Annotated in this window: 15 protein-coding genes, 5 tRNA genes and 1 rRNA gene; all 21 read right to left on the bottom strand. The window is 35.1% G+C overall.

Annotation, left to right across the window (positions count from 1 at the left end):
* Window positions 1–12: 12 nt before the first annotated feature.
* Window positions 13–1,491 (bottom strand): IMP dehydrogenase, encoded by a 1,479-nt coding sequence (gene guaB / locus FC86_RS01815; RefSeq protein ID WP_056974324.1) that lies wholly within the window; start codon window positions 1,489–1,491, stop codon window positions 13–15.
* A 133-nt stretch (window positions 1,492–1,624) separates the two neighbouring features.
* Complete coding sequence (locus FC86_RS01810) at window positions 1,625–2,953, bottom strand: nucleobase:cation symporter-2 family protein (RefSeq protein ID WP_056974323.1); 1,329 nt, start codon at window positions 2,951–2,953, stop codon at window positions 1,625–1,627.
* Window positions 2,954–2,957: 4 nt separating this feature from the next.
* Window positions 2,958–3,536: a xanthine phosphoribosyltransferase gene (locus tag FC86_RS01805; RefSeq protein ID WP_056974404.1), complete on the bottom strand. Its 579-nt coding sequence runs from the start codon at window positions 3,534–3,536 to the stop codon at window positions 2,958–2,960.
* Between the two features lie 78 nt (window positions 3,537–3,614).
* Window positions 3,615–4,172: a glycoside hydrolase family 73 protein gene (locus FC86_RS01800; protein WP_056974322.1), complete on the bottom strand. Its 558-nt coding sequence runs from the start codon at window positions 4,170–4,172 to the stop codon at window positions 3,615–3,617.
* 78 nt (window positions 4,173–4,250) lie between these two features.
* Window positions 4,251–4,451: a cold-shock protein gene (locus tag FC86_RS01795; protein ID WP_056974321.1), complete on the bottom strand. Its 201-nt coding sequence runs from the start codon at window positions 4,449–4,451 to the stop codon at window positions 4,251–4,253.
* Between the two features lie 147 nt (window positions 4,452–4,598).
* Window positions 4,599–5,210, bottom strand: a complete 612-nt coding sequence (locus FC86_RS01790; RefSeq protein ID WP_056974320.1) for an ECF transporter S component — start codon at window positions 5,208–5,210, stop codon at window positions 4,599–4,601.
* Window positions 5,211–5,285: 75 nt separating this feature from the next.
* Window positions 5,286–5,370: transfer RNA gene (locus FC86_RS01785), tRNA-Leu, on the bottom strand.
* Between the two features lie 46 nt (window positions 5,371–5,416).
* On the bottom strand, window positions 5,417–8,095 hold the full coding sequence (locus tag FC86_RS01780; RefSeq protein WP_056974319.1) for a calcium-translocating P-type ATPase, PMCA-type: 2,679 nt from the start codon (window positions 8,093–8,095) through the stop codon (window positions 5,417–5,419).
* 220 nt (window positions 8,096–8,315) lie between these two features.
* On the bottom strand, window positions 8,316–9,152 hold the full coding sequence (gene nadE / locus FC86_RS01775; RefSeq protein ID WP_056974318.1) for an ammonia-dependent NAD(+) synthetase: 837 nt from the start codon (window positions 9,150–9,152) through the stop codon (window positions 8,316–8,318).
* Window position 9,153: 1 nt separating this feature from the next.
* Window positions 9,154–10,626 (bottom strand): nicotinate phosphoribosyltransferase, encoded by a 1,473-nt coding sequence (locus FC86_RS01770; protein WP_056974317.1) that lies wholly within the window; start codon window positions 10,624–10,626, stop codon window positions 9,154–9,156.
* A gap of 12 nt (window positions 10,627–10,638) precedes the next feature.
* Window positions 10,639–11,337, bottom strand: a complete 699-nt coding sequence (locus FC86_RS01765; protein ID WP_056974316.1) for a glycosyltransferase family 32 protein — start codon at window positions 11,335–11,337, stop codon at window positions 10,639–10,641.
* Window positions 11,334–14,015 carry an O-antigen ligase family protein gene (locus tag FC86_RS01760; RefSeq protein WP_056974315.1) on the bottom strand — a complete coding sequence of 894 codons (2,682 nt, stop codon included), beginning with the start codon at window positions 14,013–14,015 and terminating at the stop codon, window positions 11,334–11,336. Before FC86_RS01760 ends, FC86_RS01765 begins: the two co-directional genes overlap by 4 nt.
* Window positions 14,005–15,114 (bottom strand): glycosyltransferase family 4 protein, encoded by a 1,110-nt coding sequence (locus FC86_RS01755; protein WP_056974314.1) that lies wholly within the window; start codon window positions 15,112–15,114, stop codon window positions 14,005–14,007. The genes FC86_RS01760 and FC86_RS01755 overlap by 11 nt, the downstream gene beginning before the upstream one ends.
* Window positions 15,095–15,835, bottom strand: coding sequence for a WecB/TagA/CpsF family glycosyltransferase (locus tag FC86_RS01750; RefSeq protein WP_056974313.1), 741 nt, complete (start codon window positions 15,833–15,835; stop codon window positions 15,095–15,097). Before FC86_RS01750 ends, FC86_RS01755 begins: the two co-directional genes overlap by 20 nt.
* 1 nt (window position 15,836) lies before the next feature.
* Window positions 15,837–17,276 (bottom strand): oligosaccharide flippase family protein, encoded by a 1,440-nt coding sequence (locus FC86_RS01745; protein ID WP_056974312.1) that lies wholly within the window; start codon window positions 17,274–17,276, stop codon window positions 15,837–15,839.
* 57 nt (window positions 17,277–17,333) lie between these two features.
* Window positions 17,334–18,035, bottom strand: coding sequence for a GntR family transcriptional regulator (locus tag FC86_RS01740; protein WP_056974311.1), 702 nt, complete (start codon window positions 18,033–18,035; stop codon window positions 17,334–17,336).
* Window positions 18,036–18,132: 97 nt separating this feature from the next.
* Window positions 18,133–18,204 (bottom strand) — tRNA-Gln (locus FC86_RS01735).
* A gap of 5 nt (window positions 18,205–18,209) precedes the next feature.
* Window positions 18,210–18,292: transfer RNA gene (locus FC86_RS01730), tRNA-Tyr, on the bottom strand.
* 74 nt (window positions 18,293–18,366) lie between these two features.
* A tRNA-Thr gene (locus FC86_RS01725) sits at window positions 18,367–18,439 on the bottom strand.
* A gap of 79 nt (window positions 18,440–18,518) precedes the next feature.
* Window positions 18,519–18,591: transfer RNA gene (locus FC86_RS01720), tRNA-Val, on the bottom strand.
* Window positions 18,592–18,600: 9 nt separating this feature from the next.
* A 5S ribosomal RNA gene (rrf, locus tag FC86_RS01715) occupies window positions 18,601–18,717 on the bottom strand.
* Window positions 18,718–18,840 lie beyond the last annotated feature (123 nt).

Genomic DNA, 18,840 nt, shown 5'->3' with positions numbered 1-18,840 from the left:
TATGGAGATGGCTTATAAGCTGTAGTTAGGAGCTTCTTTTGTAATTTGAACATCATGTGGGTGAGATTCTTTTAGACCTGCACCAGTAATACGAACAAATTGTGCGTTATCATGTAGTGATTGAATGCTTTCAGCACCTACATAACCCATACCTGAACGAATTCCACCTTCCATTTGGTAAATGATGTCTGCAAGAGGTCCCTTGTAAGCAACGCGCCCTTCGATACCTTCAGGAACTAACTTGTTAGCTTCATTTACACTACTTTGGAAGTAACGGTCTGATGAACCGTGTGTCATTGAAGCAAGACTACCCATACCACGGTATGTTTTGAAGCGACGACCTTGGTAAATTTCAAAATCACCAGGAGATTCTTCAGTACCAGCTAACATACTACCCAACATAACAGCGTTTCCACCTGCCGCTAGCGCTTTAATAATATCACCTGAGTATTTAATACCACCATCGGCAATAATTGTCTTGTTATATTTTTTAGCAATGTTTGCAGCATCGTAGATAGCTGTAATTTGAGGAACACCTACACCAGCAACCACACGAGTTGTACAAATTGAACCAGGTCCAATACCAACTTTAACAACATCGACACCTGCTTGGTATAAAGCTTCTGTACCTTCAGCTGTTGCAACATTTCCAGCAATTAAAGTAGCTTTAGGAAATTCTTTTCTGATTTCAGCAATTTTACGTAGAACACCAGCAGAATGTCCATGAGCAGTGTCAATAATAATGGCATCCGCACCGGCATCAAGTAAAGCTTGTGCACGTTCGAACGTATCACTTGTGACACCAACAGCTGCTGCAACTAATAAACGTCCTTGTGCATCTTTTGCAGCATTTGGAAATTGTTTAACATTTTCAATATCTTTGATTGTGATTAATCCGCTTAAACGACCATCTTTATCAATTAATGGTAATTTTTCGATACGGTGATCTTGCAAGATTTTTTCAGCCTCAGTTAAAGAAGTTCCTACAGGAGCCGTTACTAACCCTTCTTTTGTCATAACGTTATCGATTTTTTGGTTCATGTCGGTAATAAATCTTAAGTCACGATTAGTTACAATACCAGTTAACTTACGATTTTTATCATTATCAACAATTGGAACACCGCTAATACGGTAACGACTCATCAATGCTTCAGCTTCGTTGATTGTACGATCAGCTGTTAGGAAAAATGGGGCACTGATAACGCCACTTTCAGAACGTTTAACTTGCAAAACGTTATCGGCTTGAGCTTCAATACTCATATTTTTGTGAATAACACCTAGTCCACCTTGGCGAGCCATAGCTACAGCCATTTTTGATTCAGTAACTGTATCCATGCTGGCACTTAAAATTGGAACATTCAGTTTCAAATTATCCGCTAATTGTACAGATAAATCTGCATCATTTGGTAGTACGTGGCTTTCCCTAGGAATTAATAAAACATCATCGAAGGTAAGCCCTTCTTTTTTAAATTTTGTGTCCCAATTTGACATTGAATAAAACCTCCATAAAATTATATTACTTTCAAATGTAATAAAAAAAAGCCCACCTGTCAACAGTAGGCTCCTTATTATGAGATAAAAAGAACTATCTTTATTTTATTATCATATTTATTTAAAGTCGTGGTTACACTTCATCCACCGGTGGATTTTTGGCTTCAGTTGTTTCGTAGTCTAACCCTTTTCTGCCATTAAATAACAAATTCAAAATAACAGAAGAAAAAATTGCAATCACAATCCCATTACTCAATAACATTTTAAATGTTTGAGGCAATGCATTAAAGAAGTGTGGGAAAGAAGTTACACCTAATCCCAATCCTAGTGACACAGCAACAATTAATAAATTCTTTTCGTTATTGAAATCGACTAGTTTTAGCATTTTGATTCCTTGAACAGCAACCATACCAAACATCACAAGCATTGCACCACCTAAAACAGGTGATGGAATAATTGTTGCTAGCGCACCAAATTTAGGTAAGAATCCTAATAGAATTAAGAATCCTGCGGCGTAGTAAATAGGACGTCTTGTTCTAATTCCTGATAATTGCAACAAGCCAACGTTTTGTGAAAAGGTTGTGTAAGGGAATGTGTTGAACAATCCACCCAAAATAACAGACAATCCTTCAGCACGATAACCGCGTTTCAAATCATCTTGGGATAGTTTTTGTTTGGTTACATCACTTAAAGCAAAATACACCCCAGTTGTCTCAACCATTGTGGTTAGCAATACTAAAATCATTGTAATAGTTGAAGACCATTCAAATTTTGGTGCACCAAAGTAGAACAATTGAGGGAAATGGAACCAACTCGCTTCAGCTACCGGCTGTAAAGAAACTTGACCCATAATACCTGCAAGTACAGTTCCAACTACTAAACCAACTAAAACAGCGACTGATTTGAAGAAACCCTTTCCCCATACATTAATAATCAAAATAATTGCGACAGTTAAAAATCCTAACAACAGGTGTGTGGGACTTGCAAAATCTGCAGCAGAAGAATTCCCGCCACCCATATTTTGAAAAGCAACTGGCATTAAGGACAATCCAATCATTGTAATTAAAGTCCCCGTAACAATCGGTGGAAACAATCTTCTGATTTTTGAAAAGACTCCCGCAATTAAAAATACAAAAATCCCGGCCAAAATAATTGCCCCATACATATATTGGATACCGTATTCTGAGCCAATCATTTTTAAGGGTTCAACAGCTTGAATAGCACATCCTAAAACAACAGGTAATCCAATTCCAAAAAATCGATTCATTTGAAGTTGTAGTAACGTTGCTAATCCACACATCAAAATATCAATCGAAACCAAATAGGTCATCTGTGTTGAGTTGAAATTTAGAGCTGTCCCAACTAATAACGGTACCAAAATCGATCCCGAATACATCGCTAGTAAATGCTGAATCCCTAAAAGTGCAGCCTTTAAGTTAGCGTTAAATTTGTGAGAATCCATTCTCTTAATCCTCCTCTACAAATTTAACTTCGCCGTTTTCAAATGCCGCAATACGAGCTAATGACTCCACATGAATTCCTTGGTCATCTAACATTTTGCGACCCTTTTGGAATGCCTTTTCGATCACAATTCCGACACCACCAAGTGAAGCATTTGCTTGTTCTAAAATTTCAAGCATCCCTTTAACGGCTTGACCATTAGCCAAGAAGTCATCGATTAGTAGAACGTTGTCATCTTCACTTAAGAATTTTTGTGAAATTGCAATTTCATTAGATGTTTGTTTTGTAAAAGAGTAAACAGTTGCTGAATATAAATGATCTTTTAAAGTTAGCGATTTGTGTTTTCTAGCAAAAACAACCGGTACACCAAATTCATAACCAGCCATCAATGCAGGCGCAATTCCTGATGACTCAACCGTCAGAATTTTAGTAATATTATTATCTTTGAATAATCGGTAAAATTCTTTACCCATTTCTTTCATTAGTTCTGGATCTATTTGTTGGTTTAAAAAGCTATCGACTTTTAGTACTTCTTCCCCTAAAAGTTGACCATCTTTTTTAATTCTTTCTTCAAGCAATTTCAAAACTGTCATCCTACCTTCAATAAATTTTTTCACAATAATTTTAACATGTTCTGAACATTTTAGCTATTTTTTAACAAATCAATCGTAATTATACAAATCATACGCTTCGATTATTGAAACGATTTTATCAGCATACTCTGGGTCAGTGGCATAACCACTTTTTTGCAGTGCAAGTGACGCTTCTTTATAATTTTTCGACTTCAGAACACTCTCATATTGCTTACTATTCCAAGTTGTACCATATAGTAATAGCTTTTGGTGTGCTTGAATGGCTGTCTTATCTGAATCATAAACTTGAAAATCTAAATTATAAGTTTTAAATTCACCATTGACGTATTCTTGTGTTGGTAACGTCACTTTATTTTGTGATTGGCTGCCTGCCTTAACACCAAATAAGTTATGATAATTTTGAGCAAGTTCGCTTCTACCATAGTTACTTTCTAATGCTGCTTGCGCAATAACAAAACTATTTAAAATAGTTGTATTTTGATTAACTTCCACGACGTCTTTTGCGATACGGTCAATAAAGTCTTGCTTAACCTGTGCAGAATGATTTGTATAATCATTTAAATAGGCACATCCTGTCAGTATACTTAATGACAAAATAAGTACGATTATTCTTATGAACTTTTTCATAACATATTCTCCTTGTAGTTAATTAACGCCACGAAAAAGAGATAAAAAAAAAGCCCCGTCAGGGCTTTTTTCTAGCTATTAAAGTTTGTTAACGTTAACTGCTTGTGGTCCACGGTCACTTTCTTCGATATCGAAAGAAACTGATTGACCATCTTCTAGAGTTTTGTAACCTTCACTTTGGATAGCTGAGAAGTGAACGAATACGTCACTACCATCTTCACGAGTTACGAAACCGTAACCTTTTTCTGGGTTAAACCATTTTACTGTTCCATTTTCCATAATAAGAACTTCCTCCTGAAATGTAATAATGTATTTAATGCTTGGTACTGGTAGAAGAAAGTCTTACTAAAAACAATCGAACCTAATTACCACTCAAAAACTACATCTATTATACTAACACGCTCATATTGATAAAACAAGTGGATTTCACTTGATGGAACCGAATGCTTTGCTTAATGCGCGACCCACAATTGAAGTCACAAACATTGATACAACAGCTTCCGTCACAGCATTCATTCCTAATACAGCTATTAAAATCAAGAACAGCGACTGACTACCTTGGGTGTTACCCAAGTACTGTGTTAGCGCTTGAGGATTGCTCATAAATACAATAGCTGCGATAGTAATAACACCTAATGTATTAATCAAAGCTCCTAATAATCCCGCTGCACCATAGGAAATAAATTTATTGGTTTTGACTTTATTTAATACTACAACAATAATACCACTCACTAACCCGGTTAAAATTCGAGGCACAATTGCTATAAAAGGATTCTGAAAAAGTAATAAACTAACTGGACTTCCTGGTTGCGTGTAAGCCATGATTAACGCAATAACACCCCAAATCAGTCCGATAATTGCGCCAATTCGAGGTCCCAATACCGCACCTGCAATGGATACAGTTAAAACAACCGTTGTAATCGCAGGTAATCCTGGAATAACCGTAATATAACCAAACTGTGGTACATAAGATTGAATCAAAATCAAAGCTGTAAATACGGCAATCAATGTTAAATTTAGTACATTATTTTTTTTCATTTTTTAAATGGATATCCTTCTTATTATTTAAAAAGCATCGCGATTAACTATAGTTAATCGAGATGCTTTTTAGTATGCGGGCGAGAAGACTCGAACTTCCACGACCATAATTGGTCACAAGATCCTTAATCTTGCGCGTCTGCCATTCCGCCACGCCCGCTTACCAAAAAAGTATATCAGAATACTTTTTTTTAGGCAATATATTATTATTGACGTCCCATACGACGTTGAACAAATTTTACAGCTTCCACAATGATAATCATTGCAAAACCAGCAGCAAACACAACAGCCCATTGCACTAGGTCTAGTGGTGTTACGTGGAATAGTTGATTGAATCCAGGTACAAAAATTGTAACAGCTAACATTACAAATGATACTAAGATACCTAAGTTCAACATTTTATTTGCAAATGGATTAGATTGTGCAAGTGATTGATGCACAGATTTCACGTTAAAAGCATGGAATAATTGAATTAATCCAAGTGTTACGTAAGCCATTGTTAACGCATCAGCATGCAACATATCATAATCATTAACATGAGGACCAACATGTAGTCCGATTAGGTAAACACCTAATGTTAAGGCACCTTCTAAAACACCTTGATAGAAGATAGCAGATGAAACACCACCAGAGAAGAAAGTAGACTTACGTCCACGAGGTTTTTGTTTCATCACACCGGGTTCACTTGGTTCAACACCCAAAGCAATCGCTGGGAATGTATCCGTTACCAAGTTAATCCATAATAATTGAACAGGTTTTAGAATGTCCCATCCTAGAATTGTCATAAAGAACAAGGTCAATACTTCCCCTAAGTTAGCTGAAAGCAAGTATTGAATTGATTTTTGAATATTTGAGAAGACTTTACGTCCTTCACGTACAGCATGAACGATTGTTGCAAAGTTATCATCAGCAAGCACCATATCACTAGCACCTTTTGATACTTCAGTACCTGTGATACCCATACCAATACCAATATCAGCAGTCTTAAGTGATGGGGCATCGTTGACACCATCACCGGTCATGGCTACGACTTTGCCACGACTTTGCCATGCTTTAACAATACGTACTTTATGTTCAGGTGATACACGCGCATAAACAGAAAATTCTGGTACACGCTCTTTGAATTCTTCAGGTGTCATTTGATCTAATTGTGCACCTGTAATAACTCGACTATCATCACCTGGATTGATAATTCCTAAACGACCTGCAATTGCTTCCGCTGTATCTTGGTGGTCACCTGTAATCATAATGGGTGTAATACCAGCATCTTTTGCTTCGGCAATTGCTTGTTTTGCTTCTGGTCTTTCTGGGTCAATCATTCCCACAAGTCCAGCAAATACTAAGTCATTTTCAACTGTTTCAGTTGAAGGGTCAGCCGGAATTTGGTCAACTGTTTTGTAAGCCATAGCCAATACACGAAGTGCTTGTTTAGCCATTGATGTATTTGTTGCTAGAATTTCTTGTTTTTGTTCTTCAGTAATGTCGGTTACTTTACCATTTAATTCAATCTTAGTTACACGTTTTAATAATTCATCTGGTGCACCTTTAACGGCAACAAAATAAGGGTTACCTTGAACCTTGTGAATCGTTGACATTAATTTACGGTCTGAATCAAATGGCACTTCTTCAACACGAGGTTCTGATTTCAAAACAGAATCTAGATTAAATTTATGATTTAATCCAAATTGAACTAAAGCTGTTTCAGTTGGATCCCCAATTAACTCGGATTCGCCACCAATTTTCGTATCATTGGCCATATTCATAACGCGAAGCATTGAATTATTAGCATCAATATCGTCTTTAGCGCTATGAGTTTCACCATTGTAGTAAACTTTTTCAACAGTCATTTGATTCATTGTTAGCGTACCTGTTTTATCTGAAGCGATAATATCTGTACTTCCCAATGTTTCAACAGCTGGTAATTTACGAACTAAAGCATTACGTTTTGCCATTTTTTGAGTTCCTAAAGCCAAAATAATAGTTACAATAGCTGGCAACCCTTCTGGAATAGCCGCAACAGCAAGTGAAATAGCTGTTAGGAACATATTAGTTGCAACTGTTTGTAATGGTAATCCTTCATGGTTAGTGAAAAGACCAATGACAAAAATCAAAGCTGCAATAATTAAAATTAAAAAGGTTAGAACTTTACCTAATGAATTTAGATTTTCTTGAAGAGGTGTGGTTGTTTCATCAGTGTCATTTAACATACCAGCAATACGTCCAACTTCTGTTTGCATCCCAATAGCACTTACAACACCAAGTCCACGACCAGAAGTGACGTTACTATTCATAAATCCTAAGTTTATGCGATCCCCGATTGGAACATCTTTATCTTCAAGGACTTTATCATTTTTATCAACAGGAACTGATTCACCAGTCAAAGCAGATTCTTCAATTTGAAGTGAAGCTGTTGATAACCAGCGAATATCTGCTGGAATAACGTCTCCTGCTTCAACTGAAACAATATCTCCCAAAACGACTTCGTCACTTGGAACTGAAACCATTTTACCGTCACGATAAACATTAGCGTTTGGGGTGGACATTTCTTTTAGTGCTTCAATGGCCTCTTCAGCTTTTGATTCTTGGAAAACACCAAGCACAGCATTAATTAGCACAACCGCTAAAATAATGATAGCATCGGCCCATTCTTGTGCGACAACACCAGAAACCACAGCAGCTACAAGTAAAACAACAATCATAAAGTCTTTAAACTGGTCAAAGAACTTTTGAAGCATTGACTTACTTTGTTTAGATTGAAGGGTATTTAACCCATCTCTTTCTAAACGAGCTTTGGCTTCAGCACTTGATAACCCCTCTTTTGAGGTGTTAAGCTTTTTTTCAACTTCAGAAGCTGTTAGTGCATAAATTCGTTTTGCATTTTCCATAATAACCCTCCATTTTTTCTATAGGAAAATAATCGCAGGTCTATAAACAATAAAAGACCTATGCGCGAATAAACACGCATAAGTCTCACCATTCAAGATAAGTCCAGAAACAATCGTTTCGGTTGATGAACTTATCACAGAATACTTCTGCCAGTTACTCCCTTATGTCATTAATATTATAGCGTTAAATGAGTTGTTCTGACAAGTATTAACTATTAAATTATCTATCCTTGTACCAAAAGCTATCGAAAATGCTAATTGGCATGTGGCGTTTATGTTCCGTTTTTTGATACCAGTTTTCGATAATCTTGGCATCGTGTTCGCTCACTTCTTTACCTTCTAAGTAATCATCAATCGCATCATAAGTCACACCAAGTGCCACTTCATCCGCTAATGCCGGACGGGCTTCTTCAAGGTCTGCAGTCGGTTCTTTCAAATAAAGATGCTTAGGTGCATTGAGTTCCTTCAATAATAACTTTCCTTGACGCTTATTCAAGCGAAAAATTGGTGTAATATCAGCAGCTCCATCACCATACTTCGTATAAAAACCAGTAATGTTTTCAGCAGAATGGTCAGTCCCAACAACTGCTCCTTGATTTTGACCCGCAATTGCATACTGAGTTGTCATCCTAACACGCGCTTTAATATTACCCTTGTTAAAGTCAGAGATAGTCGTCTCGTTTGCTTCGACAGCTTTAACTAACGCATCAACGCTTTCTTTAATATCCACACGATAAACTCGATCTGCATTCATAAAGGCAATCGCGTCCATAGCATCTTGTTCATCTGCTTGAGTTCCATAAGGCAGTCTAACTGCAATAAACTGATAAGCATTGTCACCAGTTTCTTCGCGCATTTCAGAAATTGCCATCTGTGTTAATTTTCCTGTTAAAGTTGAATCTTGACCACCAGAAATTCCCAAAACGTAAGTTTTTAAGAAGGAGTGCGCTTTTAGATAATCCTTTAAAAATTTGATTGACTTTCTAATTTCTCCTTTAACATCAATACTTGGATTAACTCGTTCGAATGCCACAATTTCACGTTGCTTTTCTCTCATTTTATTTCATCGCCTTTGAATTATTTTCTTCACGTAATTGGTTGATTAAATCCATTTTATGATTATACAATTTTTCAGATAAGTCAACTGGGTACTCTTGTGGATTCAAATCACGCTTATATTCTTCCCATAAAGCAGCCAATGATTGCTTCGCATACTCTCTAATTTGTCTAATATCAGGTTGTGTATAAACGAGTTGACCACTTTCATAAATGGGTTGTAGCAATGGGCGGGCTTTGAAATCTTCAACAATCTTATTAATATAAGTGTATTTAGGATGAAACATATAAAGTGAGTTGAATTTTTCGGGATTTTCATCATAAACACTTATCCAATCACCCTCTGACTTTTCATGTTTCAAGTTATTAGTAATACGCCATACTTGTTTCTTCCCCGGTGTACTAACTTTTTCAGCATTACTTGATAACTTCAGCGTGTCTCGCATATTGCCATTTTGATCTTCGATTGACACAATCTTGTAAACAGCTCCTAGTGCAGGTTGGTCAAAAGCTGTAATTAATTTAGTGCCTACACCCCACGCATCAATTTTGGCACCTTGCATTTTTAAGTTTAAAATTGTTTTTTCATCTAAGTCATTTGAAGCAAATATTTTAGCATCATAAAAACCAGCTTCATCTAATTGTTGGCGAACTTTTTTAGAGATGTAAGCCATATCACCCGAATCAATTCGAACACCTTGGAAGTTAATTTTATCTCCCATTTCTTTAGCAACACGAATAGCACTTGGAACGCCACTTCTCAAAGTATTGTAAGTATCAACTAGAAAGACACAATCATGATGTGTCTGTGCATAAGCCATAAAAGCCTCATAATCATTTTGGTAAGTTTGAACTAGTGCATGCGCGTGAGTTCCGCTGATTGGAATGTCAAATAACTTTCCTGCACGAACATTACTTGTCGCATCGAATCCAGCAATATAAGCAGCACGTGCTCCCCAAATTGCAGCATCTGCTTCTTGTGCACGGCGTGTTCCAAATTCCAGTACAATATCACCTTCGGCTGCCGACTTTATTCTAGAAGCTTTTGTTGCAACTAAAGTTTGAAAATTCACAAAGTTCAAAATAGCAGTTTCAATTAATTGACATTGTGCAAGCGGCCCTTCTACTTGAAGCAATGGTTCGTTATTAAACACTATTTCACCTTCGACAACTGAATTGACCGAACACTTAAATTGAAAATGTCTTAAGTAATCAATAAAATCCTCATCATAGTTTTCGTTTTGTCTTAGAAATTCCAAATCAGACTCATCGAATTTTAATTGCTCAAGATAAGAAACAATGTGCTCTAATCCTGCAAATACTGCATAACCGCTATCAAATGGCATGTTTCTAAAGTAACATTCAAAAACCGCATTTTTTTCATGCAACCCCATTTTGAAGTAGGTATACATCATATTAATTTGATATAAGTCTGTGTGTAAAGTCAACGAATCGTTTTTGCTTGCAAAAGCCATACTTGCTTCTCCTTATTTAAACAAACGTGTATAAAGTTCAGCACGTTTTTTTGTTGTGGCATTTAACTTCATCCATTTAACTAGTTTGCGTTTCCAACTTTTTTGACCTTCCATCCATGTGCCTGTGAATACGTGAATTGTTTTTGATGCGCGGCTTGGATTGCATAAAACATAATCAGGATAAACGTGGATATCTTCTTTGAGAATTTGTTCTTGATTATTTGGACGACAGTGATATTTATCAATTAAAATATCAGAAACACTGACGGTATTGACACCAGCCATTTGATCACTAGAGTCAAAATCAAAATCCAAATTATCGTAGTAATCTAACATATCTTTAATTAACGGGTGATTTTTTTCAGCTCCAAAAGCGGCCGTAAATGGATATTCTGGATTTTCAAATCCCACAAACGCACGATTTTCACGTAACTCATTTAAATTATCCAAAACCAACACGTCAGTATCTAAATAAATACCCCCGTATTTGTAGATAACACTTGCTCGAATATAATCACTCACAAAAGCCCATTTTTTAGCTTCATAAGCTTGCTTTAAGTAACGATTTTGATTGATATCAAAGTTATCTTCGTTCCACTCAATAATTTCATAATCGCTCAAATGTTTTTTCCAAGTTTGTAAACACTTTTGAATATCTTTGGGTTTTTCGTTTCCACCGACCCAAACATAATGGATTTTTTTCGGTATCATAAAATGACCTCAATTCTAACATATTCTTTAATCATCAAAAACTCTAACAAACGTTGCACATCAGATAAATCTGTCGATTTAATTTGGACACAATTAAAACCAATTTTCATTTCTTTGAATAGTTGATAGTACAACTCATGTAGTTCGTTTTCATGCAACTTCTTGTTGAATTCTCGAATATCAGAACCATCATAAACTTTAAAATCTTCTGGTATTTTCAATTCAATACATCGATTATTTGATGCTTCAAAAAATCCTTGAATGGCACGATATAATTCTGTTGGCTCTTTTAGTCTTAAAGAAATGGCTTGTTTTGTGATAGCTGATACTGCTTTGGTTTTTGTTTTAGTACGTAAAACAATTGGATAGTATAAAGTATTCAAACCTAATTTGTTAATAATTCTAAATAGTTGTCTTTGAATATTGAATAACGGAATAGAGCCAAATGCTAAAATATTGGTTAATGTTCGCAATTCACCATTCAACACATTTTCTTGTCCATCGCTGCTATCTAAATAATTATCACCGTGAACTTGGTATTTCAACGTATAATAATTCGCGTTTCCTAAATTCAAACGATCATTTGTTAAAGAACGCCAAGCACAAGTATTATTTATAATATAGGACTCATAACTTATTTTGAAAAAAGCTTCTCTCCTGAAGAAAACAAAATCAACATAAGGGTTGCGACCTAATCCAAGTGCTGCTTTTGCACTAGTTAAATATCCCGGATAAAAACTCTTAGTTCGATGCTTTTTGATTTTATTAGTTGTCGTATTTTCTTCAACAATATTAGCAAATAAGCCATCATAATCTGTTTCATTAAGTTCTGAAACGACATGAGTTAAAACTCTTTTATCATAAAAGCGGTCATCAGAATGCAAGATATAAATAATATCACCTGTTATAAATGGAACGGCGCGATTAATGGCATTTAACTGATCACCATTTTTATTTTTGATATATTTAATTTTCAATCCTTGGTGATAGTCACTGAAGTTTTCAACAACACCTTGGGTATTATCGACTGATCCATCGTCAGAAATAATAACTTGCACATTTTGATAATCTTGTGAAGCAATTGATTCAAGCATACCTTCAATCATATCAGCACGATTATAAGTTGGCACAATAATCGAAATTTGGGGTTCTTTTTCTTTATTCAACTGACAATTCAAATCTTTTAACCAGTAACCTAGAACAAAAGCCAAAATCAAAGTATCAATTAAAAAGTCTAAAATATTACCACTGTAAAGTGAAATGAAAAAAATCATTCCAAGTCCAAAAGTGATTGACGCATTCTTCAGGTTAAAGAGTCGGTGAAAATGTTTTAAAATTCGCAAACCACCAAATATAACTAAGAATACTAATGGCAAAATAAATACCATCAATCCTAAGATACCAATTGTATAATATTGAGCTAAGAAGTCTCGTTCTAATACATAGATGTTACTCATACGGGAATAAGTAATACCAAACCAATTATCTAGGCTTTTATTATTAGTTGATTTAACCCTTTTTAGCATTAGTTGTTCCATTTGTCGATTATCATAGTAACCTGTTCGATTGTGATTCATCACATCAATCCAAAAATCAGGATCTTGTTCGTAGGGTAGCGAATGTGTAATTAACTGTGGAATAATTGAATATAATGGATATTTTTCACCAATAAAGTTTAGCTTGATCTTTTGTTTTTCGTCAGGTGTTTGCGCTTCAGTCATTGCACGATCATAGGCCTCAAAACTCAAATCTTTCACTGAACGCATTGATTCTCGATTGATCACTTGCTGGCCATCCATTGACTCCCTAGAACTAGAAGGCGAAAATGGCATAATAGCTATTACCGCGATTAATGCCAAACTTAAAAACGCAAAGTTTGATTTACTAAATTGCATTTTATTCTGAATTAAACTTGTAAATAAGTACAAAACAAACATTCCAGCCAAAACAATTATTAAACTATAAATTGCTGATTTAGTTCCAATCATAACTGAAGCTAAGAAATATAAAACAAACGACAAACCATTTTTGGCGTTTCGTTTTGTTAACAAGAAATAAATCACAATCGGACCAATTAGCGCTAAAACACCTGATATTGCATTTGCGAAATTAAACCAACCACGAGTCGCTGCATAGTAATAATCCATATTAGGGTTATTAAACCATTCGAAGATGTTGTATGTAATTGTTACATCTGAATAAGATGAGATTCCTAACTTAAATAAGTTTGAAAAGACGATTGAACCAGAAATCAAAAAATTCAAGATTGTAATGATTTTTTCAAATTTATAATCTGATAATTTAATTTTATAAGCGATTACAACCATTAAAATTGGCAGTATTAATCGAATTAGATAGAATATTTCTGACGTAACAGAATAACCAAAACTAGTTGGTGATACTGAACTAAACTTAGTTGCATTATATAAATGTAAAGCCGTGTAAGCAGTAACGACAACACCATATCCAATTAGAAATAACCGTTCTTTATTTTTCATTAATGTTACAAATGTTGCTAAAAATAAAATACCAATACCTATAATCCTAACTATAGTTGGTATTGCAAATGGTAGTACATTTAGTAAAGGCGGCTGATAAAAGTACTTAATATCCAAAAATGGTTGAATGGATAAAAAAGCAATAAATAAACCTAAAAGCCAGTTCTTTTTATAAGTCATTTTTACACCCTTCTAATATCTGATGGTAAATTTTCATAATTGAGTTGAATTGATTTTCAATCGAAAAGTTTGTTGATAAATAATCGCGTTCTCGTTGAGCAATTGCTGGCAATGTTTGATTCAAGTACATTTGATAAGCTTTTTTGAGTTGACTTATAATCATTTCAACGCTGCCAACATCTGCTACAAACCCCTGTTCTTGGTTTGGAATCATCACTTGATAATCGCCAACTTTTGTCATTAATAAAGCAACATTAGCATCTGAAGCTTCTAACATTACTAATGGGAAGCTTTCTGAGTAAGAGGTTAACACCGCTAAATCTGTTATTTGATAAAGTTGATTAATTTGTGATTGCTTCAAATAGCCATGGAACTCTACCTGATTAGATAGCTGATGTTCACTCACATATTGTTTAAGCTCATCTTCTAGTGGACCATCACCTACTAAATGTAATTTTAAGTTGGGGATATTCGCATTTTTAATTGCTTGCAATAATAATTTGTGACCTTTTATCGGAACTAATCGCGCAACATTGACAATATTAAACCCTTCATGCTCTATCTTAGATAGTGGCTTTTGAGTAAATGAGATTCCATTATAAATAGTCGATACTTTTTGAGGATTTAACTTAATGTCTTTAATTAGTTGATTTTTGAATCTATCTGTTACCGCTAAAACCCCATCCGCTTTTTTTAGTGAATGACAATTTAACTTAGTAAACACCTTGCCAATAGCACCGTGAGATTCAAAGTCCTTTAAAGGATCACTATGAACCGTCACTACCCACTTTGCAGAAATTTGACGATGTATCATGCTCAAAAACAAGTTGGCACGCGCACCATGCGTGTGCACGATATCATATTGACCTTCATTAATGTAATTCTTGAGATCTTTTAGGATGCTCAATTGATACCTTGATGATTTCGAAAATGTTTCAGTCTTAATACCTGCTTCTCTAGCCGCTTGCGATACAGGACCTTCGGCTAGTGTTAATAGTGTAAAAGGGGCATTTTTTACTCTGGCTTCTTTTAGAAGTTGAATGATGTGATAAAGTCCACCACCATTTTCTAGTCCTGCATTAATGTGAAGTATTTTCATTGGCTTTTACCTGCTTTTTAACTGCTTTGAGAAATCTTGGGATAATCAGTAATCGTTTGAATCGACTAGGATTTCTAAGTGCCCGGTACAACCATTCAAGGTGCAACTTTTGGAATAGTTTCGGTGCGCGTTTAATTTGTCCTGAAAAAACATCAAAACTGCCACCGACTCCCATCATTACAGCAGGGAGTTCTAACTTTTTGAGTAAGTTTAATAGCTGTTCTTGTTTTGGAAATCCTAAGGCCGCAAATACAAAATCAGGTTTTGCTTGATAAATTTCCTCAGCAACAACTTCTATAGACTCTTCAAAGTAACCATCTTTTAGTCCAACTAAATGAATATGCGGATATTTTGTTTGAACTTTTTTGTTAACCGCTGTGATAACTTCTGGTTTGGCACCTACTAAGTAGACACGATATTCTTTACGATTAGCTTGCTTCATAAAAAACTCAAACAAATCATAACCAGTAACACGTTCTGAAAGTGGCGTTTGCAACATATTAGCTGCTTTAATCACTCCAATTCCATCAGGCGTTACAAAATCTGCTTCATTAATCATCTGCAATAACTTTTGATTTTCGCGTGCTTTCATAACTATTTCAGGATTAGCTGTCACAACAAAAGTTGGCTTTTTTTCAGAAAATTGCGCCAAAATCTTTTGTCTAAATTCTTCTTCTGAATAGTTATCAAACTGAACTCCTAATACATCTACTTTTGACATGTTATGACTCTCTTCTTTTTATAATTTTTTCAATTAGAAACTTGAGATCATTAGCAATTTCAAACTTCATTAACACAAAAATGACTAAGTATACCACTGATATAATCAATGACTTAATCGTCATATTAATATAAGGTTGTGGTACAAAATTAGGTAGCAAACTTCCAATAACGAAAGTAACAATTGCTAAAATACCAAATTTCGGAAAATCTTTGAATACGTATTTAGCGTCGTAGGCATCACGAACAATGTAAATTCTTAACAAACAAACGACAAACTCAACCGTTAATAAACTAATCATTGCACCTACAGCACCATACGGTTTATCTAAAATAAGATTCAAAATTAAACTTAAACCAGCACCAATAATAACTGGGATGGCATAATCTTTATCTCGTCTATTGGCTAACGCAAATTGATTTGAAAATACTTCTCCAATTGGTAAAAAGATAATTCTAAGTGTTGCAAAATAAGAAATTGCAGTCATTGGTTCAAATTGCGAACTGAAAAACACAGGCACGAACTCCTTAGTGTTGATCATGACTATAATTGTAAAAATAATAGCTAAAAAAGTCGTGATTTCAAGTGATTTCTTTAAAAATAGCCGCTGAGATTCTTTTGAAGCACTGGCCATTTTGGGCATCATTACAATGGTAATGGATGTGATGACACCTAGTAAAATAGTAGAAATTCTTTGCGAATAATCATAATAACCAACCTGAGTAGCCGAACCATTTAAAAAGTTAAGTATCGGTTTATCCAAGGAATTATAAATTTGCGTTGCAGCTTGTGGAACAATTAAAGTAACTACAGCAATAATGACACTTCTAAATTGATAAAATTGTTTAACTGGACGATCAACGTATCTTTTTATTGATAACCAAAAAGCAAAACTACCAAACATTGTTGTTATAGACATAATTAACATATAAATCCATAAGTCCTGTTGTGATTTTACGAAAGCAAAAATCAAAACAACGGATGATAACTTAACTACAGTATTTCGTAAAACAACCTTACCAAACTCTTCAAGTCCTTGGTAAAACCAGGAAATATCAAACATGGCTGAAATCAAAAATGGTATTTGAAGATAAAAATAAATTTGATATTCTACTTTAAATACAGTAACTGCTAATAAAGTCAAGATAATAATTGCGATACTTGATAGCGCTTGGACATACCATAACCCCCAAAAAGCTTTTGTCAGTTTTTGATGATCATTTTCGGCTCTTATTTTGGCAACGGCACGTGTTCCTATTTGACTCATTGCAATGGCACAAAACACCATTAGAAATTGAATCGTAAAATTAACAGAACTATATACACCGTTTTGTGTAGGTCCTAAAGTTCTTGACAAGTATGGTACCGTTATCATTGGTATCAATACTAAAAACACTTGGTACACCGCATTGTAAAATATGTTAACTAAAGTTTTTTTCAAATTAATCCCTCATTCGAGTATACTAATATTCATTATACCAAAAATCACTCGCTTTTTTTATCGTTCAAAGTAAAATTCGAAACGTTCTGCTACATATTGTGAACGAACATATTCAAAAGGACGATAATCATCGAGTCTAGTAATTTGACGCAATAACACTAATGGGTCACCTTTTTTAATATCTAACATTTTAGCTATTTGTTCGTTAGCAGTTGTTGCTCCAATCGTCTGTTCAACATGATTTAATTCAAACTTATTTTTATGCTTAACTGCATGATATAAAGAAGTTGTGATTTCAGACTTATGTAAATCTCCGATTAAGTTTTCCGGAATAGAAGCAACTTCAAAGCTAATCGGGATTCCGTCTGCAAAACGGATGCGTTCCATTCTTAAAACATTTTGGTCACTATTTAACTGTAATTTTTCCTTTTCACTAAGAGATGGTTTTGTTAGCCGATAAGTAATAGTTTGACTCGATGGCTCTTTACCTTGTTTTTTCATCATATCCGTAAAAGAAGTAATTCCTGTCATTTTTTCTTGCACTTTTTGACTTGAAACATACGTTCCTGATCCAGGACGACGCTCTAGTATACCTTCTTCTGCTAATGTTGAAATAGCTTGACGTAATGTCATTCTACTAACACCAAATGTCTCTGATAAATTTCTTTCAGACGGCAACCGTTGACCTAATTGCCATTGACCTGTCTCAATTTTTTGCTTAATATGATTATGTATTTGAATATAGATTGGATCTTGCATGTTCAAATCCTCCTAAATGGTTAGTCATTTATATAATTGAAATCAAATTCTAGATAAATAAAAAACGCCCGGAGAATAATCCGGACGTTTTCTTATATTGGGTTAGCTGGATTCGAACCAGCGCATGACGGAGTCAAAGTCCGTTGCCTTACCGCTTGGCTATAACCCAGTAAATGGAGGAGAGTGGATTCGAACCACCGAACCAATAATGGGGCGGATTTACAGTCCGCTGCGTTTAGCCACTTCGCTACTCCTCCATAACATTACATTTAACATGATAACTAACTTATAAATAAAAATCAACAGTTTATTTATAAAAAATAATTATCAATGCCGGTTGCAGGATTTGAACCTGTGACCCTCGGTTTACGATACCGATGCTCTACCAGCTGAGCTAAACCGGCTTAACATATTTATGTTATCAGAAAATAATAATGAATACAATAAAAAAAGTCATAAATTTAAATTTATGACTTTTAATTATGGAGGATACAGGGATCGAACCTGTGACCCCCTGCTTGTAAGGCAGATGCTCTCCCAGCTGAGCTAATCCTCCAATGAACTAGCGTGGCAACGTCTTATCCTCGCAGGTAGTTACCCACCAACTACTTTCAGCGCTAAGAAGCTTAACTTCTGTGTTCGGCATGAGAACAGGTGTAACCTTCTTGCTATCGCCACCACACTAAAACAATTAAAATATTTTGCCAAAAAAATACATGAGTACCACGGATGATACTCACGTGTTTTAATTAGCTCCGGTTGTCAGACTCGAACTGACGACAGCTTGATTAACAGTCAAGTGCTC

The organism is Holzapfeliella floricola DSM 23037 = JCM 16512, from assembly GCF_001436605.1.
Taxonomy (GTDB): domain Bacteria; phylum Bacillota; class Bacilli; order Lactobacillales; family Lactobacillaceae; genus Holzapfeliella; species Holzapfeliella floricola.
This window is presented reverse-complemented; position numbering and strand designations above follow the sequence as displayed.